Source organism: Flavobacterium arundinis (assembly GCF_038289855.1).
In the GTDB taxonomy this organism is placed as follows: Bacteria; Bacteroidota; Bacteroidia; order Flavobacteriales; family Flavobacteriaceae; genus Flavobacterium; species Flavobacterium arundinis.
Map to the genome: position 1 here is coordinate 108,034 of NZ_JBBYHR010000007.1, position 23,094 is coordinate 131,127.

A 23,094-nucleotide genomic window follows, 5' to 3' on the forward strand; every position below is an offset into this window, starting at 1 on the left:
TTGCACAAGGTTCACAAGGCTTTGTGTCTTTTGTGGGTCTTTCCCTTGTGCCTTTGTGGTAAATTTCCTCCTGCAGGCAGCAATAGTGGAGTTCCCCCTTTGGGGGCTAGGGGGCTAAAAAAAAGGCCATCCTTTCGGACAGCCTTCAAAATATTTATAGCGATTGGAAACATCGGACTTCCAACATCCCTACATCGGACTTTAATCCCTTCCTGATATTTTCGCGAACAGCTTAAGGAACTCAAGGTATAACCACACAACGGCGATCATAAGGCCCATAGCGCTGTACCATTCCATATGTTTTGGCAATCGCCTTTGTGCACCCTGCTCGATCATATCAAAATTTAGGAAGAGGTTCAGCGATGCTACAACGATGATAAAGACGCTTATACCTATACTCATTAGCGAAGAATCTTCAAACGAATGTCCGACAAAATACGAACCTGTAAAGAAGGACACAATCCATGAAAGAAGGTAATAAGTTCCTATCGCAAGCACTGATGCCATTACAACCGACCTGAATTGCTCGGTAACTTTAACAATACCAAACCTGTAAAGCAGGAAACAAACCATGAATGTAACCAAGGTCCCTCCGGCAGCTTTCAATGCTACACCCGGATACCTAAGTTCTAATATGATGGAAATACCTCCTATAAACAGTCCTTCAAACAAAGAATAGGCCGGGGCCAATACTCCTGAATAGTTGGGTTTAAAGGTAGCAATAAGAGCAATTACAAATCCGGTAATTCCGCCACCAAGTAAAAGCGCGTAAGGATGCACTCCTTCGAAAAGCATTAAGTAGCCGCTTAACAAAGCGCTTGTAACTAATATAGCAAACAGGAACATCGACTTATTGATGGTTCCCTTTACTGTCATTGTTTCATTGTGGGTGATAACGTTTACGTCCTCTTGTGCGCCATACACGCGTGATGTGGGTGAGAAGGTTTTGTTATTAAAGAACGGGTTACTTGATTTCATTGTCATTTAAATTTATCCAAATATAGTTTTTTCCAAATAGAAAGCAAAAAGCTGCTGACCTCTTTTGTCATCTGACGAAGGAAGAATCTCTATTGAAAGAGAGTTCTCCATTTGGTAGAAATGACACACAGGACAGCAGCTTTTCTTATAGCAAAATATATGCCGTTTACTCTATTTCTGACACCCTTAAAGTGTTTACCATTCCTTTGTCGGCTACCGGCATGGCAGCCAGGTTGATAAGGATGTCGCCTTTTTCTACAAAGCCTTTTTCTTTGGCAATGTTGTTTACATCTTCAACCGTTTCATCGGTGCTAAGGAAAGCGTCATAGTAAAATGCCTTAACGCCCCATAGTAGTCCAAGCTGGGTAAGTATCCTTTTGTTGGATGTAAATACCAGTATGTGCGCACCCGGCCTCCATGCGGAGATCTGGAATGCAGTATACCCGGAGTTGGTCAGTGTGCTGATTGCTTTAGCCTTGATGGTGTTCGCCATTTGGGCAGCATGGTAGCATATTGATTTTGTAATGAATCGTTTGGTCCTTACCTGCGGTACATTTTGCGGTACATGGATAAGCGGCGAATCTTCAACAGCCTCGATGATCTGGGTCATTTTCTCTATAACCTGTACCGGGTAGTTTCCTACCGATGTTTCGCCCGAAAGCATTACTGCATCGGCACCGTCCATAACCGAGTTGGCTACGTCGTTCACCTCGGCACGCGTTGGCGTAAGGCTTGTTATCATGGTTTCCATCATCTGTGTTGCCACGATAACCGGTATACGCGCCGTTTTTGCACGGTTGATGAGTTTTTTCTGTATAAGCGGTACCTCGTGTGCTGGCATTTCGACACCAAGATCCCCACGGGCTACCATCAGGCCATCGCAAAATGCAACGATCTTGTCGATGTTTTCTACGCCTTCCGGCTTTTCTATTTTCGCTATGATAGGAATTTTATGGTCGGAATTGGCCGAAATAAGGTCCTGTAGCTCTTCAAGGTCTTTCGGTGTCCTTACAAACGAAAGGGCTATCCAGTCTACATTGGCCTTAATGGCAAATAATGCATCCCTTATGTCTTTTTCAGTAAGAGCCGGCAGCGATACTTTTGTGTTCGGGAGGTTTACCCCCTTTTTAGATTTCAGCGGGCCACCCTGTACCACTATAGCTTTAACGCGGTCTTTTTTATTGGTTTCTACAACTTCAAACATCAGCTTCCCGTCATCAAGCAAAACCAGTTCGCCCGGATTTACATCATTTGGGAATGCCTTATAGTTCATATACACATTATCGGCGGTTCCGGGTACATCTTCTGATGTCTGGAAGATAACGGTATCGCCTTTCTTTACAATCACATCTTCCTTCATTACCCCTACGCGGAGTTTAGGCCCCTGAAGGTCGGCAAGAATCGAAGTGTTGTACCCAAACTCATCGTTAAGGCCCCTAATGATATCTATTCGTTCCTGTACGTCGGTGTAATCAGCGTGCGAAAAATTGATCCTGAATACATTTACTCCGGCATCGATCATGTCTTTAATGACTTCCCTTGAGCTGCATGCAGGGCCTAATGTGGCTACAATTTTTGTTTTTTTGTTTGTCGGCATTCTATTAAAAAATTAAATTGTTCTTCGATTTTAGTTTGTGGTGGTCAATGGTATAGGCTGTTGCGATGTGCTTTATTGCCAAAAGGCCTCCTACCACATCGTCTAACGCAAAAACATCGGGGGTATTTTCTATTTTTAGGATATAATCTACTTTTTTCAGCTCCGGGACAAGAAATACGCTGGTTGAGATATTTATGCCCGTCTGTTCGAACAAAGAGGTAGTACCGGTTTGGGTGCTCACCACCCTGTTCCTGTTTTGTACCAGGTTCCAAACCGAGTCATTTGCATCTTCATATACAAACCTTGAAAAGCAGCTTTCGCCTTCGCGGATGGTAAACCCGATATCTTCGGCGCTTTTTTCAAGTAGCACGGATAATTCCCTGTTAATGAAATAAGCAAGCCTGTAATCTTCAAGGGAGGAATGTATGGCAATCAATCCATAATCGATCGTAATGAAATCGTCAATTAATAGTTTGTGAATGGCCATATCTAGCATTTGAATAAGCCGTAAATATACTGCATATAACTCAAAGAGTATTAAGAAAAATTAAAGTTTTTGTAAATTTTTCTACGAAAACGTTTGAGTAAACTACTAAGTTGGCTTATTTTTTGTTAATTTTTTCCTGAAATGCAAAAAACGCCCGTTGCGATGCTTTTTCCTCAGCCTTCTTTTTTGAAGTCGCCCTGGCACGGGAAACAACCCTGCCGCCTATAGTCAGCTTTATGGCAAAATGCTTTTGTCCTTCCTTGCCATTATCTTCATAAACTTCATAATTGAAGGTCTTTTTTTCCTTTTGGCACCATTCGATCACCAGGCTTTTGTAGCTGATGACTTTTCCTTCCAGCTTGGCAATATCCACATAAGGCTGGACCACTTTCTTCTGGATAAATTTTTCGCAATACTCAAATCCGCGATCAAGGTAAATAGCGCCTACAAGCGCTTCAAAGAGATTGCCGTGTATGTTTTCGCCAAAATGCTGTGCCGAAACTTTGCTCTCTACCCACTTGATGAGGTTGAGGTCGCGCCCGAGCTCGTTCAGGTGCTCCCGGCTCACGATCTTCGACCGCATTTTGGTGAGGTAACCTTCGTCGCCTGTGGGTACTTGTTTAAAAAGGTGTGCCGCTATGACCGACCCCAGCATTGCGTCGCCCAAGAACTCAAGGCGTTCGTAATTTACAGGATGGCCGTTTTCATCCACCTTGTTGGAAGACCGGTGTGTAAACGCCCTGCGGTAATGATCGAGGTCTAGCGGTACAAACCCGAGCATTTTGTTTAGTTCCTCAAAAAAAATCCCGCCTTCCTGGGGAAGGCGGGGATTTTTCGAAAATATTTTTTTAAAGAAACCCATAACCGTTGATTACAGTTCGAGTTTTTTAACCAGTACACAAGCGTTGTGTCCGCCAAACCCAAAGGTATTGCTCATAACTACTTCCATATCCCTTTTCTGTGCCTTGTTGAAGGTAAAGTTCAGCTTAGGGTCAATGTTCTCATCATCCGTAAAATGGTTGATAGTTGGCGGTACGATGCCATGCCTGATAGAAAGTATCGAAGCAATGGTCTCTATAGCCCCGGCAGCGCCAAGCAGGTGGCCTGTCATCGATTTTGTCGAATTCAGGTTCAATGTATAAGCGTGGTCGCCAAAGACTTCAATTATTGCTTTAGATTCGGCAATATCGCCTAGTGGGGTAGAGGTTCCGTGCATGTTCACGCCATCCACATCAGTTGGTTTAAGCCCTGCATCCCTGAGGCAGTTGATCATTACATTGCGTGCGCCGAGCCCTTCAGGGTGTGGTGCGGTAATGTGGTGCGCATCGGCACTCATTCCGCCGCCGCCTATCTCGCAGTATATTTTTGCCCCTCTTGCCTTTGCGTGCTCATATTCTTCAATTACGAGCGCACCGGCACCTTCGCCAAGAACAAATCCCTCGCGGTCTTTATCCATTGGGCGCGAAGCGGTCTTAGGGTCGTCATTTCGTGTTGATAAAGCGTGCATAGCGTTAAACCCGCCCATTCCGGCAATGGTTACCGCTGCTTCGCTTCCGCCGGTTACCATAACATCAGCATGGCCCAGGCGTATATAATTGAAAGCGTCTATTAATGCATTTGTTGATGATGCGCAGGCAGAGACCGTAGTAAAGTTTGGCCCCCTGAAACCATATTTTATAGAGATATGGCCCCCTGCAATATCGGCGATCATTTTTGGGATAAAGAAAGGGTTAAACTTCGGCGTACCGTTTCCGGCAGCAAAATTCATCACTTCTTCCTGGAACGTTTCAAGCCCCCCGATACCGGATCCCCATATAACGCCCACCCTGTCTTTGTCCAGCGTATCAAAGTCAAAATTGGCATCTTTTACAGCTTCATCTGTAGCGACAAGGGCATACTGGGCATAACGGTCCATTTTCCTTGCTTCTTTTCTGTCTATAAAATCCTCAACGTTGAAATTCTTTACTTCGCAGGCAAATTTTGTTTTGAAGTTCGTAGTGTCAAAGTATGTAATTGGGGCCGCGCCGCTCACACCGTTTATCAGGCTGTTCCAGTATTCTTCTACTGTGTTGCCTATGGGGGTAAGTGCGCCCAGTCCTGTTACTACAACTCTTCTTAATTCCATAAGGTCCGTTTTATAGTTTCAAATTATAGAACAATACCCATGCGTCTCTAATTGTTATTATTAAGAAAACATGGGCATTGGTTAGTATTTTTTATGAATGCTCCTGAATGAAAGCGGTTCATTTTTAAGCGTTGAAATGCAAATCCAATAAATAATAACATCCATGCAATAGGTACCGCATGGATGTTGCTTATTTATTATTTTTTTGCTTCTTCGATGTAAGAGATTGCCTGACCAACAGTAGAAATGTTTTCTGCCTGGTCATCCGGAATCTGAATGTCAAATTCTTTTTCAAACTCCATGATAAGCTCAACAGTGTCCAGGGAATCAGCTCCCAAATCATTCGTGAAGCTTGCTTCTGTTACAACTTCGTTTTCGTCAACACCTAATTTGTCTACGATAATCGCTTTTACTCTTGATGCAATGTCTGACATAATCTTTAATTTTAGAATTTAAATTGAACGGCAAAAATAAAAAACTTTATCTTATTACCGCGGTTTCACCAAAAAATGTGAGTACTAAAATAAAAAATTAATTTTACAATATTATCAATTAGGTGTTATTTTGCAGATTATTATTACTTTTTTTACACAATTAAAATTTTTGCCCTGATGAAAAATATAATTCTCTTTGCCTCCGGTGGCGGCTCAAATGCTCAGCGGATAATGGACTATTTCGGGCAAAGGCAGGGATATCAGGTGTCCGCGCTGTTTACCAATAATCCTAATGCGGGTGCTATTGCCATTGCCGGCAAACATAACGTGCCGTCTATTATCTTTACAAAAGAAGAACTTACCAATGGCTCCGTTTTGGCGAAAGTAAAAAGTTACAGCCCCGATATTATTGTGCTTGCCGGTTTTTTATGGAAATTTCCAGCCGATATCATAAGAGAATACCCACAAAAAGTAATAAACATACATCCTGCACTCCTTCCTGCCTATGGCGGAAAAGGCATGTACGGTCTAAATGTGCACCGCGCGGTACACGAAAACCAGGAAAAAGAAAGCGGTATCACCATACATTATGTGGATGATAATTATGATGAAGGCAACGTCATTTTCCAGAAAGCGATCGCGATTGAGGAATGCCTCAGCCCCGAAGAAGTGGCGCTGAAAGTTTTGACCCTGGAGCATGAGCATTTTCCAAAAGTGATAGAGGAGTTATTAAAGTGAAGATCATGAGATACATCCTTATAATATGCATGATACTTCTGGCAGGTTGTGGCAAAGAAAAGCAAAAACTTACTATGCGTATGCCGGCATCCCATGTAAAGGAAGAATGCGATACTAACTTTGATATTTTCTTTAGTAAATTTTCAAAGGACAGCCTTTTCCAAAAAAGACATGTAAAATTTCCTTTGAAGAGTACCTATCTGGATATGGATGGCGATTTCAGTGTTATACGTGAGGATATTTCCGAGGAAAAATACAGTTTTGCTAAATTTATAAACGATAAGGAAATAGGTGATACCGGGAATGGCACTTATAAAATTGATATTACAAAGGAAAAAGACTCTGTTTATTATCAAATGAATGGGGTCGACAATGGCATCGGCACTACAGTCAAATTTGCCTTCACCAATGGCTGCTGGTACATGGTAGCGATAGAGGATACCTCAACATAACACAGAATATATGCAAAACAGGATTGGCTTAATGAATATGTTCATTATCTTGCTTTTGACCGGGCTCTCAATGGCGTGTAAACCCGTAAAAAATGACGGGCTTCCTAATGAAATGAAGAGAAACAGTGTTTTAGCGCAGGGGAAATGCGAGCCGGATTTTGATACCTTCTTCCAAAAATTCTCAACCGATAGCATCTTCCAGAAACAGCATGTGGATTTCCCGGTCATTGAATACTATTCGGATGAGGACTTCCCGCTGGATATAATGGAGCGCTCTATCGATGAAGAGAATTATGAATTTATCGATCTTTCAAAAGATAAAGCTGCCGATAAACAAGAAAAAGACCCGTATAAGGTTGAAACAGAAAAGCAAAATGACAGCGTATTCTACAGGCAGCGTGGCATTAATAACTATATTGACATCACCTACAAGTTTGCCCGCAAAGACCAATGCTGGTGGCTTGTCGAAATAAGGGACATGACCGATTAGCTCTAAAATCTATAATTATAATCTAAAAAGCGGAGTGAAGCTTAATCTAAAATCTACAATCTGAAATGGCTCATACAGTCCACCTCTATACCGATGGCGCAGCAAAAGGAAATCCAGGCCCGGGTGGCTACGGCGTTGTGCTGGAGCAGGTAGGTACCGGCTACCGCAAGGAATTCTACGAAGGCTTCCGCCTGACAACCAATAACCGCATGGAACTGCTGGCCGTTATCGTTGGCCTTGAGAAGCTGACAAAGCCCGGTACCAGTGTACTGGTTGTATCCGACTCGAAATATGTAGTCGACTCCGTGCAAAAAAACTGGGTGCTGGGCTGGGAAAAGAAAGGCTTTGTAGGCAAAAAGAACCCCGACCTTTGGAAGCGTTACCTGAAGATCGCCCGCCAGCATAAAGTCGACTTCCAATGGGTAAAAGGCCACAACAGCCACCCGCAAAACGAGCGCTGCGACCAGCTTGCCGTAATGGCATCAACACTGCCAAAGCTGAATGTGGATGCGTTTTATGAGGAAGAGGGGAAGAAGATGGATTTTTGATTCTGAAAATTAGTAGAGGAAGGGAGTCGAATGTGTCACGTTTTTGAATAAAATAGTATCGACCAATTCTTTTTTCAAAACATTTCCCGCTACTGTTTTACAAAATTATGGTGATTCATTTTCCTCTTGCTATCACTATAGTTGTTGTTGTAAAAGTAAAAATTGGCATTAAAAACCTTGTTATAAAGAGCTCTGTTAAAACGGTCGTATGAAAGCGCGGAACATGTGTTGAGTTGTTTAAAGACTTCCATGATTTTTGGAAACACTTTAGGTTCATCGTCAATATTCAGCCTAAAGCCCAGAAAAAACATATCGTTTTGGTCATCCTCAGATTTTTCTAAGTCAAAATAAGAGAATACGTTCCGGTCTTTTTCGGAGTGAAAAACTTCTGTATCATTGCTGGAATAATATTTTTGGACAATGGTATTTTTATCGAAAGGAATTTCTAAAATATCCAGGATTGCTGAAATTTCAGAACCATCTAAATTAGTTTCCCATGAACTGCCTTCGTCCGGGAAAACTTCATAAAAACAGCAGCTAAAATAAACTTCAATATAACTAAGGGGTTTATTGGTCATAAACGAACACTGTTAGCAGATTAATAGGAACAGGATATTAAAAATCCCACGAGAAAGACCCGAATATAATAGCGGTAAATACAATGAGCACCACAACCTCGGCTGTAATATAACGGCCAACAGGCAGCTGCTTTTTACGGCGGGAAACGAACCTGAAGATATTAAGGAGGGTAGGGGGAATCAGTATCAGGGCGAGATAAATGTAAAAGTTGGTATCGCTGAACATAAAGCTCCCTTTCCCGGCACCCCACATTTCCATTGAGAATACCGGATAAAGATGATGCACAATGAATATCCAGGCTACCTCCAGCAGGAGGATGCCCCATCCGCCCATATAATCAGTTTTGGCTACAGGTTTCTTTTGTTCAGTTTCTTCCGGATTTTCCATTTCCACGTAATGTTTCCCCAAAAATAAGCAAAAAGCGGCTGACAAGCTTTGTAACCCTGCGACTTTAAAATTTTGACTTTGCCACTACGCCACTTGGGACTTTAAGACTTTAAAACTTTGCCGCACTGCCACTTTGTAACTTTGCAACTTATACACTATCTTTGCACCTTCAAAATCAAAACCCCTTATGAATAAATTACTGATCGTTGGTACTGTGGCTTATGATGCTATCGAATCGCCTTTTGGCAAAACCGATAAAATACTCGGCGGCGCAGCTACCTATATTGGCCTTTCGGCTTCGTTTTTCAAAGTGCAGTCGGCCATCGTATCTGTAATAGGTGAAGATTTTGAGCAGGAGCATATCGACCTGCTAAAAAGCAAAAACATCGACCTTACCGGCCTTGAAACCGTTAAGGGTGGCAAAACGTTCTTTTGGAGCGGCCGTTACCATAACGACCTTAACTCGCGGGATACGCTGGTGACCGAACTGAATGTACTTGCTGATTTTAATCCTGTGGTTCCGCAGCATTTTAAAGATGCCGACGTGGTGATGCTGGGCAACCTGCACCCGATCGTACAGTCTGGTGTATTGGACCAGATGGAGGTAAAGCCAAAACTTGTTGTATTGGATACCATGAATTTCTGGATGGACTGCGCACTGCCGGAACTGCTTGACGTAATGAAGCGTGTAGATGTAATAACTATTAATGATGAAGAGGCGCGCCAGCTTTCGGGAGAATACTCGCTGGTTAAGGCAGCCGCCAAAATACACACTATGGGGCCGCAGTATGTGGTGATCAAAAAAGGGGAGCATGGTGCCTTGCTTTTCAACAACAAGCAGGTATTCTTTGCACCGGCATTGCCGCTTGAAGAGGTATTCGATCCAACAGGGGCAGGAGATACTTTTGCGGGAGGTTTTGCAGGTTACCTTGCCCAGAGCGAGAACGTTTCTTTCGAGAATATGAAGAATGCTATAATTTACGGTTCCAACATGGCATCGTTCTGTGTGGAGAAATTCGGTACAGAGCGAATGGCAGCGCTCACAAAAGAAGAGGTGCGGGAACGCCTGCAACAGTTCAGGTCGCTAACGCAGTTTGACATTGCGCTTGAAGAAGAATAAACAACACTAAGGCCTCATTGCGGGGCTTTTTTTAATTATAAACAGCAACGACTACAACACAACAACAACTATGAGTGACGCTTTGAAACACGAATGCGGCATCGCACTATTAAGGTTACTTAAACCTTTGGAATACTACAAGGAAAAATACGGCTCGGCTTTTTATGGTATACAGAAAATGTACCTCCTGATGGAAAAGCAGCACAACCGCGGGCAGGACGGCGCAGGGTTTGCCAGCATCAAGATGGATGTGAAGCCGGGGCAGCGCTACATCAGTCGTGTACGTTCCAACCAGCAGCAGCCCGTACAGGACATATTTGCCCAGATAAACGACAGGATCAACGAGGAGCTTACCCTTCACCCGGAATATAACGACAGCGCTGCATTGCAAAAAGAGCATATACCTTATATAGGTGAACTGTTCCTTGGGCACCTGCGCTACGGCACTTTCGGAAAGAACAGCATTGAGAGTGTACACCCATTCCTGAGGCAGAACAACTGGATGCACCGTAACCTTATTGTGGCCGGTAATTTCAACATGACGAATGTTACCCAGCTGTTTGCCAACCTTGTTGAGCTTGGCCAGCACCCGAAAGAATTGGCCGATACCGTGACCATCATGGAGAACATCGGGCATTTTCTTGACGATGAAGTATCCGAACTGTACCAGGCCTGCAAGAACGAAGGCTATACCAAGCAGGAAGCATCGGCAGTAATTTCCGAAAGGTTGAACATTGCCCGCATACTGAAACGCGCCTCCAAACAATGGGACGGCGGCTATGCCATGGCGGGGCTGTTAGGGCATGGCGACAGCTTTGTATTCCGCGACCCGGCAGGGATACGCCCGGCCTACTATTACCAGGACGACGAAATTGCCGTTGTAGCTTCAGAAAGGCCTGCAATACAAACGGTATTTAATGTACCGTTCGAAAAAGTACAGGAACTTGATCCCGGTCATGCGATCATCATTAAGAAGAATGGAAAAGTATCTGTCGAGGAGATTATTCCACCAGTAACGAAGAAGGCATGCTCATTCGAACGCATTTATTTCTCAAGGGGAAGCGATGCCGAAATATATAAAGAGCGTAAAGAGCTTGGAAGGCTGGTGTTGCCACAAGTGCTTGAGGCGATTGATGCCGATACTGACAATACGGTATTCTCTTATATCCCGAATACCGCAGAAACCTCCTTCTACGGAATGGTAGAAGCTGCGCAGGACTTCCTGAACCAACGTAAGAACAACCACATACTGGAAAACAGGCATACCCTTACGGCAGAAACGCTGGAAGAACTGCTGAAAGTAAAGATACGTACCGAGAAGATAGCGATTAAAGACGCCAAGCTGCGCACCTTCATTACCGAAGACAGCAGCCGCGACGACCTCGTAGCGCACGTATATGATGTAACCTACGGTGTGATACAGCCGGAAGATAACCTGGTTATAATTGATGACTCCATAGTTAGGGGAACCACACTCAAGAAAAGCATCATCAAGATGATGGACAGGCTTAACCCTAAGAGCATTGTGATCGTGTCCTCGGCGCCGCAGATACGCTATCCTGACTGCTACGGGATCGATATGGCCAAGCTGGAAGGCCTTGTGGCTTTCAGGGCAGCGCTGGAACTGCTTCAGGAAAGAGGGTTACAGCATATTGTGGATGAGGTGTATCAAAAGTCGAAAGCGCAGGAAGACCTGCCCGACAGTGAAGTGATCAACCACGTGAAAGAGTTCTATGCACCGTTTACCGACCAGGAGATATCGGATAAGATTGCGCAGATGCTAAGTTCTGAGGATACTAAAGCAGCTGTGAAGATCATATTCCAGACAGTGGATAACCTGCACAAAGCCTGCCCTAAGAATCTGGGCGACTGGTATTTTACAGGCGATTACCCTACGCCGGGCGGCAACAGGGTGGTAAACCGGGCCTTTATCAATTTCTATGAAGGGAATGACGCAAGGGCATACTAGTGTTAAATAGTTACTATAAAGTGTAGTTTAACGGGTTTAGTACACAGTTCATCTAAAATAATTGCGGCATACAAATAACCGCCTTATGTTTGTACCAGAAAATAGCATTAGTAAATTTAATTTTACGGTATTTTTGGGGGCAAAAAAAGGGAAAACCAAATCGTTTTCCCTTTTTTATTTTATATATTTCCCTAAACACTTATCAAAAAAATCCAGTCTGACTTTTTATTAAAAAAGTTAAAATATAATACTATGCGTGCATTTCAACGAGTTTAAGTTGCATTTCATCAGATTTATTTTGCAGTAACAATAATCTGTATTATGTTTGTCTCAGAAAATAGCATTAGTAAATTTAATTTTACGGTATTTTTGGGGGCAAAAAAAGGGAAAACCAATCGTTTTCCCTTTTTTATTTTTTATCCAATTACATTCTATCTTAGATGCGTTCGAACGTCAATCCAACATTCCCGAATTGCGTTTTGAACGTATTACCGTTATAACCCAACACCGGCCTTTTGAAAGAGAGCTCAAAACTTTCATTCACCTGATAATGATGAAGGAGATAGCCATTTTGTAATGTGACATACGTTTGGCGCACGGCGATCTCCAGCTCCTCTTTCGACACATAGTCATACACCTTTGCCAGGCAGGTGAATTTATGGAACAGCTCGTCATGTTTGGTGATCAGCAGCCGTATCCGCGTACCAAGCGGGGTGAAGTCGGTCATGTTATAATTGATCCTGAGCTGTTCGGTCTCGAACGTTGATATCCATTCGCCTGCCAGCTCCTCGATCCCAATGTCGGCAGGATCATAGAGCGAACGCTGCTTCAGTGCTTGCTGCAATAGTTCAAAATGTGTCCTGAGGTCAGAGGCATCATCGAAAGAAATATTATCCGAAAAGAATCTTTGTACGGTCTCCTCTTTAAAAGGTTTCAAAGCCTCACTGGCTGATACCATTGCGTTAATTTCATCCCTCAACATCGAATGCCTGCTAAGCATATCGGCAATGATGGCCGAGAACCGGTCTGTATTTTCATCGTTAAGAAAACTATCGAGGTTGAACCCGTCGCCTTCCAGTCCGCCACCACCGATGTGATACTCCCGAAAATAGTAATGTGCAATGTGGTCATAGGCTTCGGGGAATGCTTCCCTGAAAGCGCTATCCGACAGCAGGTAGAACTTCATCCAGACTATGATGTTGGCCGGGGTAAAATATACTTGGTCCTTAAAGGTAATAATTTCGTTTTTTGCCATACTATATGTGCTTGTCTTGTTGGCCTCCATAGCCAAGTGAAATAAAAAACGGGCGCCTTCCGGAACCCGTCTTATATTGTAATATCGAAATATTATTTCTCTACTGCAAAACGCCTTGCAACTTCTTCCCAGTTCACCAGGTTGAAGAAAGCCTCGATATAGTCGGGCCTCCTGTTCTGGTAGTTCAGGTAGTAGGCATGTTCCCACACGTCAAGGCCAAGTATCGGTGTACCGCCGCAGCCTACTTCCGGCATCAATGGGTTGTCCTGGTTAGGTGTTGCACAAATGTCAAGCTTGCCGCCCTTTTGCACACAAAGCCATGCCCATCCGGAACCAAACTGCGTAGCCGCCGCTTTCGCGAACGCTGCTTTAAATTCTTCAAAAGAACCGAAAGCTTTGTCGATAGCCGCCTCTAGCTCACCGGTAGGTTCGCCGCCGCCCTTTGGCGAAAGTATGGTCCAGAAAAGGTTGTGGTTATAGTAACCACCGCCGTTATTCCTCACAGGCTTATTAGACATGTCGAGGTTGATAAGGATATTCTCTATGGTTTTGCCTTCAAGATCGGTACCGGCAATCGCTGCATTCAGATTGGTTGTATAAGCATTGTGGTGCTTGGTATGGTGAATTTCCATGGTGCGGGCATCAATGTGCGGCTCCAGGGCATCGTATGCGTAAGGAAGTTTTGGTAATTCAAATGCCATAAGATGGGTATATTTAAAAGATTAGTACTAATTTTAAATCCAAATTTACAGATTTATAGCTTCATAAAAAATAAGATTTTAGAATAATTTAGATAATCAAATTGTAATCCCTTCATTTTAAGTGGCAAAAACTGCTTTTTCAATATACAACGCCTCTGCCGGCTCGGGCAAAACCTATATGCTGGTAAAAGAATACCTGAGCATATTGCTACAGGCGCCAACAGATGATGCCTACCGGAAGATACTTGCCATAACGTTTACCAATAAAGCGGTTGAGGAGATGAAAGGGCGAATCATCCTGAACCTTTCCGATTTCGCAAAAGACGAACCCGGTGAAAGGGCTGAAGCGCTGATGAAAGAGCTTTCAAAAGAAACAGGGCTGTCTCTTGCTACGATAAAGGATAAGGCAAGGGCCATTATCAAGAATATTATTCACAACTATGCCTCGTTCGACATTTCGACTATCGACAGGTTTACCCATAAAGTGATACGTGCCTTCGCGCACGACCTGAACCTCTCGGTTTCATTTGATGTGTCACTAGAAACCGACATCCTCCTGCAGGAAGCCGTAGATGCCATTATTGCAAAAGCGGGCGAGAACGAGGTGCTTACACAATTGCTGGTCGACTTCTCCTTAGATAAGACCGACAACGACAAAAGTTGGGACGTTACCCACGAACTTTTCGAGACCGGAAGGTTGCTCATAGATGAAAACAACCGCAACGAGCTGCACCAGTTCAAGGACAAGTCTATCGAGGAATTTCTTTTTATCAGGGAAAAGCTGAAAGAGACTATTGCAGTATTGGAACAGGAGTGCAAAGCACTGGGGCATGAGATGCACGGAATACTGGAAAGCAGTGGCATTGACCCAGCATCCTTTTCTAGGGGGACATTCCCAAACCACATTAATTATATAAAGGAAGGGACACTCAACAATACCCACAAAAAATATTACGCACCTGAGGATGTCCAGATAAATAAAACAGCAAAAGACAGGGCTCTTATTGATGGCCTGCTCCCGCAAATGCTTACACTTCTCGATAAGTCGTATAAGAATTATGAGAAGCGTAATTTTTACCAGGCGTTCCTTAAGAACATAACGCCGTTATCGCTTCTTAATTCGATAGGGCAGGAACTGGAGCGCATCCAGAAAGAACAAAATGTGCTTTCGATATCCGAATTCAATGCCATTATCCATAAAGAGATACAGAACCAGCCGGCTCCGTTTATTTACGAAAGGTTGGGCGAACGCTACCGTCATTTTTTCATCGATGAGTTTCAGGACACTTCGCAAATGCAATGGCAGAACCTTATCCCGCTTATTGATAACTCACTCGCTTCTGAAGATTTGCAAGGTGTAAAAGGATCACTAATGATCGTGGGCGACCCCAAGCAGTCCATTTACCGCTGGCGGGGCGGGAAGGCGGAGCAGTTCATTGAACTGGGTAAAGGGCACAACCCGTTCTCCAACCCGGACTGGGGTAAGATTGAATTAGGGACCAATTACAGGAGCTACAGTGAGGTTATTAATTTCAACAACGATTTCTTTTCCTTCCTTTCGGGCGAATTTGAAAATGAAGATTACAAAGCCATGTATGCCGGGAGCACACAGGATCATAATACCAAGAAAGGCGGCTATGTGAATATTTCCTTCCTGCCGGAGATACAACAGGATCCCGAAGAAGAGATCGATAAGAATGAGCTGTACCTAAAGGCAACGCTGGCAACCATAGAAAAACTTCGCGCGCAGGGTTTTCAATATAAAGACATTGTACTGCTTACGCGAAGGAGGCAGCCGGGTATCCTTTTGGCAAATTACCTTACGGAGAATGCGATACCGATCCTTTCATCAGAAACACTACTGATAGAAAATGCTACCGAGGTAAAGCTCATCATCTGCCTGTTGCGCTACCTGAAAAGCAACAGCAACATTGAGGCGAAAGCCCACTTCCTGTATTTTGCCTCGACCACACAAAGCCATAGCCTGGGTGTACACGACTTTATCGCCGAAGGCATGCAGCAACCCGATGAGGAAATCCTCGAAACCTGGCTCGGTGCGCACGGCATACATATATCGTTTAAAAATTGCAGGAAACGGTCGCTGTATGAAGCCGTGGAAACCATTGTGGATGCCTTCATCAAAGAAAAGAGCAACCAAAGTTATGTGCAGTATTTCCTCGACCTGGTTTTAGAAAGAGACATCCGCACACAATCGGGCATTGCCGATTTTCTCGAGTATTGGGATAATAACGGCTCCAAGTTTAGCATACCATCGCCTGAAGGAAACGATGCCGTGCGCATTATGACCATACACAAATCCAAAGGGCTGGAATTCCCGGTGGTTATATTTCCGTTTGCAGAGGAGGACTATGCCAGGGCTCGCCGCGACAAGCTGTGGCTGGAACTGGACGATGATACCTTTGAATTCCAAAAGGCGCTTATCGACAGTAGCCGTGCCGTAGCAGAATATGGCGAAAAGGCCGCCGAAATGTATATGATAAAGTCGCAGGAAGAGTTGCTCGATAACATTAATATATTATATGTGGCGCTCACCCGTGCCGAGGAGCAGCTTTATATCATTTCTAACAGGAACTTTACATCAAGAGGCGAACTGACGAACAATATGTCGTCTTACTTTATAAAATACCTTACCGATAAAGGCGTGTTCGATAACACAGTCGCTGAATACGCCTTTGGTGCACCTGAAAAATTATCAAAAGAAGAAGATTATTCCGAACCACAACAAACCATAAAGGTAGTGCAGGAGCGCTTCAACCCCCGGGCGGTAAAGATAGCGCAGCGCGAATCGCTGATGTGGGGCACAACACAACTGATGGCTATTGAATTTGGTAACGTAATGCACGAAATATTATCCTTTGTAAAAACCGGCAATGATATTCCGCTCGCGGTTATGAAGGCCGTAGAGGAGGGCCTAATCGTCCATTCGCAGTCGGACGATGTGGCAACAATGCTAAAGGAGGTTATTTATCACCCGGAGCTCGCAGACTTTTTCGCAGAAGGCACTGTGATTTTCAGTGAGCAGAGCATCATCAGTAAAGGCGCGCAAACCATAAAACCCGACAGGGTAACGGTACGCGACGGCAAGGCGTGGCTACTGGATTATAAAACGGGTGTGCACCTTCCCAAATATGAAAGGCAGCTGGCCGATTACCAAAGAGCGCTTGAAGCAATGGGTTTACAGGTGGTAAAAAAGGCATTGGTATATATAGGAAGCCCCCTAGCCCCCGAAGGGGGAACGAGCTTCACTCATGCAGCCCAAACAAATAATGAAATACTTTATATACATTTGCAATCTCCATCTGGTGAAACTCGTCCCAGTGAGAACTATCGGCATGAGTGAAGTTCCTTCCCCCTCTCCTTTGTAGAGGGGGCCGGGGGGTGAGGACTAACCGCCAAGTGAAGCTCGTTACCACTTCGGGGGTTAGGGGGCTTCCGGCAGGGGGCTTGGAAACTAAACAACAAACAAACTATAAAATGTACGGAAAAATCAAAGAACACTTAACAGCCGAGCTTGAGAGTATCAAAGAGAACGGCCTTTACAAAAAAGAAAGAATAATCGCTTCCCCGCAGGGCGCAGAGATAACCCTCGATAGCGGGCAGAAAGTTTTAAACTTCTGCGCGAATAACTACCTGGGGCTTTCATCGCACCCCGAAGTTATACAGGCAGCCAAAGACGCAATGGATACCCACGGTTTCGGGATGTCCTCAGTGCGGTTCATTTGCGGCACGCAGGACATTCACAAAGACCTTGAAAAAGCCATTGCCGATTTTTACGGCACCGAAGACACTATATTATATGCAGCTGCTTTTGATGCCAATGGCGGTGTATTCGAGCCATTGCTTGGCGAAGAAGATGCTATTATCTCTGACAGCCTTAACCATGCGTCTATTATAGACGGCGTTCGTTTATGCAAAGCGGCGCGTTACCGCTATGAGAACAGCAATATGCAGGAACTTGAGGAGCAACTGATAAAAGCCAATGAAGAAGGCAGGCGCTTCAAGATCATTGTTACCGATGGCGTATTCTCTATGGATGGCCTTGTGGCTCCGTTAGATAAAATATGCGACCTTGCCGATAAATATGATGCCATGGTAATGGTAGACGAGTGTCATGCCGCCGGATTTATAGGCGCTACAGGCAAAGGTACGCTGGAAGCCAAAGGTGTTATGGGGCGGGTAGACATTATTACCGGTACCCTTGGCAAAGCGCTTGGAGGAGCTATGGGCGGGTATACAACAGGTAAAAAAGAGATTATCGAATTGTTAAGGCAACGGTCACGCCCTTATTTGTTCTCCAATTCGCTTGCACCGGCTATTGTAGGCGCCTCTATAAAGGTGTTCGAATTGCTGAAGAAGGACACGTCACTGCGCGACAAACTGGAGTGGAATACGAATTACTTCAAGGAAGGCATGAAAAAAGCAGGCCTTGATATTATAGATGGCGATTCGGCTATCGTGCCCGTAATGCTTTATGACGCTAAGCTCTCTCAAACCATGGCAGATGAGCTTCTGAAAAAAGGTATTTACGTTATAGGATTTTTCTTCCCGGTAGTTCCAAAAGGTAAAGCAAGAATAAGGGTACAGCTTTCGGCGGCTCATACACAGGAACATTTGGATAAAGCTATAGCGGCCTTTACCGAAGTTGGCAAAGCTTTAACACTGATTTAACTACATTTTAGGCGTATTAGTAGGATAATTAGTAATAAAACGTTTTGCTGTTATGGTTTAACACTGTAAATTTGTCCCATATAACCTTTCGTAATTAAAACAAAAAAAAGTATGAGACATCTTAACAAACTATTCGTAGCTGCACTGCTAGCTTTGGGGTTGAACGCCCAGGCGCAGGACGAAGACAACCCATGGGCAATCTCATTCGGTGTCAATGCGGTAAGTACGCGCTTCGGTGCAGCTTCAAAATTTGAAGACCAGTTCACCCACTATTTCAAATTCAAGGAAAGCTGGAACATTTTGCCATCGGTATCGTACATTAATGTGTCAAGGCACATTGGCGATGGATTTTCAATCGGTCTTACCGGTTCGGTAAACAAAATCGACAAAGTAGTTACCCGTACGCCAGGTACACAGGATTATATGGTAACTAACCCGGGCGATCTTACGTACTACGGAGCAGATGCTACAATCAAATATGGCTTTTTGAACAAAAGCTGGTTTAACCCATACCTGCACTTAGGCGGAGGTTACACATGGTTGGACAACAATGGTAATGGTACGGTAAACGGTGGTGTTGGTGTTAACTTCTGGTTTACAGAAAATGTTGCACTTACAGTACAGTCTACTTACAAACACACATTCGAAGACCAGGCAACAGCTAATGTTCCAAGGCACATACAGCACTTTGCAGGTCTTACCTTCAAATTTGGCGGTAAAGATACTGACGGTGACGGAATATATGACAAAGATGACCAGTGTCCTACAGAAGCAGGTCCTAAAGAATTTATGGGATGTCCTGACCGTGATGGCGACGGAATTCCTGACAAAGATGACTTATGTCCGGATGAAGTTGGTGTAGCTGAGTTCCAGGGATGTCCTGATACAGATGGCGACGGTATACCAAACAAAGATGACTCTTGTCCGGATGTTGCAGGTCCTAAAGAATTTATGGGATGTCCTGATACTGACGGTGACGGCATAGCTGATAAAGATGACAACTGTCCTCAGGTTGCAGGTCCAAAAGAAAACAGGGGATGCCCATGGCCGGATACTGACGGCGACGGTGTACTTGACAAAGATGATCTTTGCCCTAACGTAAAAGGTACTTCTGCAAACCGTGGATGTCCTGAAGTTACTGAAGAAGTGATCAAACGTCTTAACGAGTTCGCAAGGACTATCCTTTTCAACAGTGGTAAAGCTACATTTAAAGAAGAAACAATGCCGGTATTGGCTTCAATGCTTGCAATCTTCAAAGAATATCCAAATGCTGACTTTAGCATAGAAGGACACACTGACAGCGATGGTAGCAATGCGCTTAACCAGACACTATCTGAAAACAGGGCTGCAGCCGTAAGGAACTTCCTTGTAGAGAATGGTATCGCTGCTGACAGGTTAACATCGACAGGTTTTGGTGAAACTAAACCGATCGCTACCAACAAAACTGCTGCTGGTAAAGCACAGAACAGAAGGGTAGAAGTTAAACTTGTAAAAAGAGGATAATTTCTGAATCCAGAAAATAATTAAGGAAACGCCCCCGATATGTCGGGGGCGTTTTTTATTTGAACCCATCCCTGGTTTTTTGATTGCAGCGAAAAATAAAGATTTTTATTCCAAATTTTAGCTTTTTTGCACGCTATAGCAATGCTACAGCGTAAAAAAAAGATGAAATTTGGGGCAAAAAGAGTATTTTGCAGCCAATCTAAAAAACCCGGGATGGGTTCTTATATACCATGGCAGACATGACTTTCTTAGACCGGCTTAGCAGTGAATTAGTGACGAATTATGGGAATTCGCTATCCGGGATCACTATTGTGCTGCCCAATAAGCGGGCGAAGGTGTTTTTGATAGAAGCGCTGAAAAAGCAATTGGATGCCACGATCTTTGCACCTGAGATCATCAGCATTGAAGATTTTATACAGGATGTTGCCGGCATACGCTCTATAGATGCTATCGAACTCCTGTTTGAGTTTTATACTATTTACCTGGAACTTACGCCAAAAGAAAAGCAGCAACCCTTTGAAACATTTGCGAACTGGGGCAAGACGCTCCTTCAGGATTTCAATGAGATAGACCGCTACCTGCTTGACCCGAGGCATGTACTTACCTATCTCGAGAACATCCAGGAAATAGAGCACTGGGCGGTAGATGTGGATAAGCGGACTACCATGATCGAGAATTACCTCGAATTCTGGAAGCTATTGCCGTTGTATTACAATACGCTTTATAATCACCTGCTCAATAAAGGTGCCGGATACCAGGGGCTCATTTATCGTGAAGCCGTAAATAACATCAACCATTTTTCTAACGCTTTCAAAAAAGAGCAGCTCATCTTTGCAGGATTCAATGCGCTCAATGCCGCCGAGGAAAAGATCATACAGCACCTGTTGTCGGTAGGGCAGGCAAGAATCTACTGGGACATCGACCAGGCTTTCCTGAACGACCCATATCATGATTCAGGGCTCTTCATACGACGATTCAAAAAAGAATGGAAACAATACACCTCGCATCCGTTTGAATGGATCGTGGACGAATTCAGCCTTCAAAAAAACATCAGGATAATAGGCACACCAAAAACAGTGGGGCAGGCAAAGATCGCAGGAGAAATAATAGAGCAGCTGCAAAAAGATGGCCATAGCCTCGATAAGACCGCATTGGTTTTGGGCGAAGAAAACCTCCTGATACCAATACTGTACAGCCTTCCTGCCAGTGTGGGAAGCCTGAACATTACTATGGGCTACAGCAGCCGCAACAATCCGGCACAGATACTGGTCCAAAAACTGTTCAAGCTGCATACAAATGCCATAGGGCGTAATGAAAAGAGCTACACGTTGTATTACCGCGAGGTGCTGGACATACTGACCCACCCTTTGGTAGAGCCTTATGCAGGCGCCTCCTATCTGGTCGAGGTCATCAACCGCAACAACTTTACCTTCTTTTCGTTAAGCAAATTGTTTGAGATACATGGCGAGGCTTCGCCGTTTTTCAGGCTGCTTTTCGAAAGATGGGAGAATAATGCGGGACAGATATTGGGCAGGTTGTCGGAAATATTGCTGTCGCTGAAGTCCTTTCTCAGTAATGATGATGAAGAGGACAAGATAACCAAGGCATTTTTGTACTCGATATTTAAGGTCATCAACAAGCTCATAAATTATTATGAAGTGCATCCGCAGATGGATAACATCACAGTGCTTCATACCATTTACAAACAGGTGATCGAACTCGCTGAGGTATCGTTTGAAGGGGAGCCGCTGTCCGGGCTGCAGATCATGGGCGTACTGGAAAGCCGCGTGCTCGATTTTGAGAATGTGATCATCACCTCTATGAACGAGGGCAAATTCCCCGCCGGGAAAACCCAGAATTCATTCATACCCTACGATGTAAAAAAAGAACTTGGGCTGCCGACATACAAAGAAAAAGATGCCATCTACAGCTACCACTTTTACCACTTGTTATTAAGGGCTAAAAATGTGTACCTGCTCTATAATACCGAAAGCGAAGGCCTTGATGCAGGGGAGCGAAGCCGTTTCCTTACCCAGCTCGAAATAGAAAAGAAGCCTGCACACAACCTCGAAAGCGGCATATACAATGCCTTCCTGCCCGATAAAGCCTACGAACCCATGACGGTCCCCAAAACCCAAAAGGTAATGGATCGCCTCAAGGAGATCGCTACGGGTAAAGGTTTTTCGCCATCGGCATTAACGGGCTATATCCGTAACCCGATACAGTTTTATTATCAAAGGGTACTGCGCATCCGAGAGGCTGAAGAAGTAGAGGAGAGCATCGCGCTAAACACCTTGGGAACCATTATCCACGGAGCGCTGGAAAACCTTTACACACCTTACATAGGTAAATTTCTTGCCACACACGATGTAGATAATATGGCTGCCCTTGTTGATGATGAGGTAATGCGGCAGTTCGTACTGGTATACAAAGAAGGCGAGATACGCAAAGGGCGTAACCTTTTGGCTTTTGAGGTGGCAAAGCGTAATGTACATAACTTCCTGAAGCAGGAAAAGCAGGGCCTTACAGCAGGGGATGCCGTAAAACTACTCGCGCTCGAACAGCGGTACGAACGCTGGCTGGAAGATGACAGGCTGCCTTATCCTGTGCTTATATCCGGGAATATCGATCGTATCGAACAACGTAATGGCAGGCTCCGCATCATGGACTATAAAACAGGCAAGGTAGAAAAGCGCGACCTTGTGCTTAAAACATGGGAAGGGCTTTCGGGCGATATAAAGAACGAAAAGATTATACAGCTGCTCACGTATGTTTTCATGTACGAACAGCAGGCAGGGAGCCTGGAAACCGAGGCAGGCATCATCTCCTTCAAGAACATGAAAAACGGGTTTATGAGTTTTAGTTATAAAGACAGTTTTGGTAAAAGCGACCCGGCAAGGGATATTGTTGACAGCGAACTGCTTGAGGAATTCAAAACGCAGTTGATCATCCTTATTAATGAGATATTGAATGAGGGAGTTCCGTTTGTGGAGAAGATTTAGTTTTACCCTGTGTCATTCTGAGCGTAGCACAGCGGAGTCG

At 44.3% G+C, this 23,094-nt stretch carries 20 protein-coding genes; 10 read left to right on the forward strand and 10 right to left on the reverse strand.

Annotated elements, in window-relative coordinates:
• Positions 1-201: 201 nt before the first annotated feature.
• From AAEO56_RS13040 to AAEO56_RS13065, 6 genes are all read right to left on the reverse strand, one after another.
• Entirely contained in the window at positions 202-984 is a 783-nt protein-coding gene (locus tag AAEO56_RS13040) for a Bax inhibitor-1/YccA family protein (RefSeq protein ID WP_456237540.1), read from the reverse strand.
• Between the two features lie 160 nt (positions 985-1,144).
• The gene (gene pyk, locus AAEO56_RS13045) at positions 1,145-2,575 is read right to left on the reverse strand and encodes a pyruvate kinase (protein ID WP_341697510.1); all 1,431 of its coding nucleotides are present in this window, start codon (positions 2,573-2,575) and stop codon (positions 1,145-1,147) included.
• Positions 2,576-2,579: 4 nt separating this feature from the next.
• Positions 2,580-3,062, reverse strand: coding sequence for an IPExxxVDY family protein (locus tag AAEO56_RS13050; protein WP_341697511.1), 483 nt, complete (start codon positions 3,060-3,062; stop codon positions 2,580-2,582).
• A 115-nt stretch (positions 3,063-3,177) separates the two neighbouring features.
• Positions 3,178-3,924, reverse strand: a complete 747-nt coding sequence (gene rnc / locus AAEO56_RS13055; protein WP_341697512.1) for a ribonuclease III — start codon at positions 3,922-3,924, stop codon at positions 3,178-3,180.
• 9 nt (positions 3,925-3,933) lie between these two features.
• Positions 3,934-5,187: a beta-ketoacyl-ACP synthase II gene (gene fabF / locus AAEO56_RS13060; protein ID WP_341697513.1), complete on the reverse strand. Its 1,254-nt coding sequence runs from the start codon at positions 5,185-5,187 to the stop codon at positions 3,934-3,936.
• Between the two features lie 197 nt (positions 5,188-5,384).
• Complete coding sequence (locus AAEO56_RS13065; RefSeq protein WP_019037482.1) at positions 5,385-5,621, reverse strand: acyl carrier protein; 237 nt, start codon at positions 5,619-5,621, stop codon at positions 5,385-5,387.
• Between the two features lie 177 nt (positions 5,622-5,798).
• Here AAEO56_RS13065 and purN point away from each other — a divergent pair, with 177 nt between their 5' ends.
• The 4 genes from purN to rnhA all read left to right on the forward strand — a co-directional run bounded on the left by purN (position 5,799) and on the right by rnhA (position 7,849).
• Complete coding sequence (gene purN / locus AAEO56_RS13070; protein WP_341697514.1) at positions 5,799-6,359, forward strand: phosphoribosylglycinamide formyltransferase; 561 nt, start codon at positions 5,799-5,801, stop codon at positions 6,357-6,359.
• A 5-nt stretch (positions 6,360-6,364) separates the two neighbouring features.
• The gene (locus AAEO56_RS13075; protein ID WP_341697515.1) at positions 6,365-6,811 is read left to right on the forward strand and encodes a DUF4348 domain-containing protein; all 447 of its coding nucleotides are present in this window, start codon (positions 6,365-6,367) and stop codon (positions 6,809-6,811) included.
• Between the two features lie 10 nt (positions 6,812-6,821).
• A complete protein-coding gene (locus AAEO56_RS13080) occupies positions 6,822-7,301 on the forward strand; it encodes a DUF4348 domain-containing protein (RefSeq protein WP_341697516.1) in 480 nt (159 codons plus the stop codon).
• Between the two features lie 65 nt (positions 7,302-7,366).
• A complete protein-coding gene (gene rnhA / locus AAEO56_RS13085) occupies positions 7,367-7,849 on the forward strand; it encodes a ribonuclease HI (protein ID WP_341697517.1) in 483 nt (160 codons plus the stop codon).
• 89 nt (positions 7,850-7,938) lie between these two features.
• Here the strand turns inward: rnhA and AAEO56_RS13090 are convergent, their stop codons facing one another.
• Together AAEO56_RS13090 and AAEO56_RS13095 are read right to left on the reverse strand one after the other, a co-directional pair.
• Positions 7,939-8,427 (reverse strand): hypothetical protein, encoded by a 489-nt coding sequence (locus AAEO56_RS13090; protein ID WP_341697518.1) that lies wholly within the window; start codon positions 8,425-8,427, stop codon positions 7,939-7,941.
• 37 nt (positions 8,428-8,464) lie between these two features.
• Positions 8,465-8,815, reverse strand: coding sequence for a hypothetical protein (locus AAEO56_RS13095; protein ID WP_341697519.1), 351 nt, complete (start codon positions 8,813-8,815; stop codon positions 8,465-8,467).
• Positions 8,816-9,002: 187 nt separating this feature from the next.
• Here AAEO56_RS13095 and AAEO56_RS13100 point away from each other — a divergent pair, with 187 nt between their 5' ends.
• Both AAEO56_RS13100 and AAEO56_RS13105 read left to right on the forward strand, forming a co-directional pair.
• Positions 9,003-9,935 carry a PfkB family carbohydrate kinase gene (locus tag AAEO56_RS13100; protein WP_341697520.1) on the forward strand — a complete coding sequence of 311 codons (933 nt, stop codon included), beginning with the start codon at positions 9,003-9,005 and terminating at the stop codon, positions 9,933-9,935.
• 70 nt (positions 9,936-10,005) lie between these two features.
• Positions 10,006-11,904 carry an amidophosphoribosyltransferase gene (locus AAEO56_RS13105; RefSeq protein WP_341697521.1) on the forward strand — a complete coding sequence of 633 codons (1,899 nt, stop codon included), beginning with the start codon at positions 10,006-10,008 and terminating at the stop codon, positions 11,902-11,904.
• A gap of 436 nt (positions 11,905-12,340) precedes the next feature.
• Here the strand turns inward: AAEO56_RS13105 and AAEO56_RS13110 are convergent, their stop codons facing one another.
• Positions 12,341-13,159 (reverse strand): hypothetical protein, encoded by an 819-nt coding sequence (locus tag AAEO56_RS13110; RefSeq protein ID WP_341697522.1) that lies wholly within the window; start codon positions 13,157-13,159, stop codon positions 12,341-12,343.
• Between the two features lie 92 nt (positions 13,160-13,251).
• Complete coding sequence (locus tag AAEO56_RS13115; RefSeq protein WP_341697523.1) at positions 13,252-13,860, reverse strand: superoxide dismutase; 609 nt, start codon at positions 13,858-13,860, stop codon at positions 13,252-13,254.
• A gap of 121 nt (positions 13,861-13,981) precedes the next feature.
• Here AAEO56_RS13115 and AAEO56_RS13120 point away from each other — a divergent pair, with 121 nt between their 5' ends.
• The 4 genes from AAEO56_RS13120 (at position 13,982) to AAEO56_RS13135 (ending at position 23,054) form a co-directional block, all read left to right on the forward strand.
• Positions 13,982-17,221, forward strand: coding sequence for a UvrD-helicase domain-containing protein (locus AAEO56_RS13120; protein ID WP_341697524.1), 3,240 nt, complete (start codon positions 13,982-13,984; stop codon positions 17,219-17,221).
• A 134-nt stretch (positions 17,222-17,355) separates the two neighbouring features.
• The gene (gene kbl, locus AAEO56_RS13125; RefSeq protein WP_341697525.1) at positions 17,356-18,549 is read left to right on the forward strand and encodes a glycine C-acetyltransferase; all 1,194 of its coding nucleotides are present in this window, start codon (positions 17,356-17,358) and stop codon (positions 18,547-18,549) included.
• Between the two features lie 111 nt (positions 18,550-18,660).
• Positions 18,661-20,052 carry an OmpA family protein gene (locus AAEO56_RS13130; protein ID WP_341697526.1) on the forward strand — a complete coding sequence of 464 codons (1,392 nt, stop codon included), beginning with the start codon at positions 18,661-18,663 and terminating at the stop codon, positions 20,050-20,052.
• Between the two features lie 230 nt (positions 20,053-20,282).
• A complete protein-coding gene (locus AAEO56_RS13135; protein WP_341697527.1) occupies positions 20,283-23,054 on the forward strand; it encodes a PD-(D/E)XK nuclease family protein in 2,772 nt (923 codons plus the stop codon).
• Positions 23,055-23,094 lie beyond the last annotated feature (40 nt).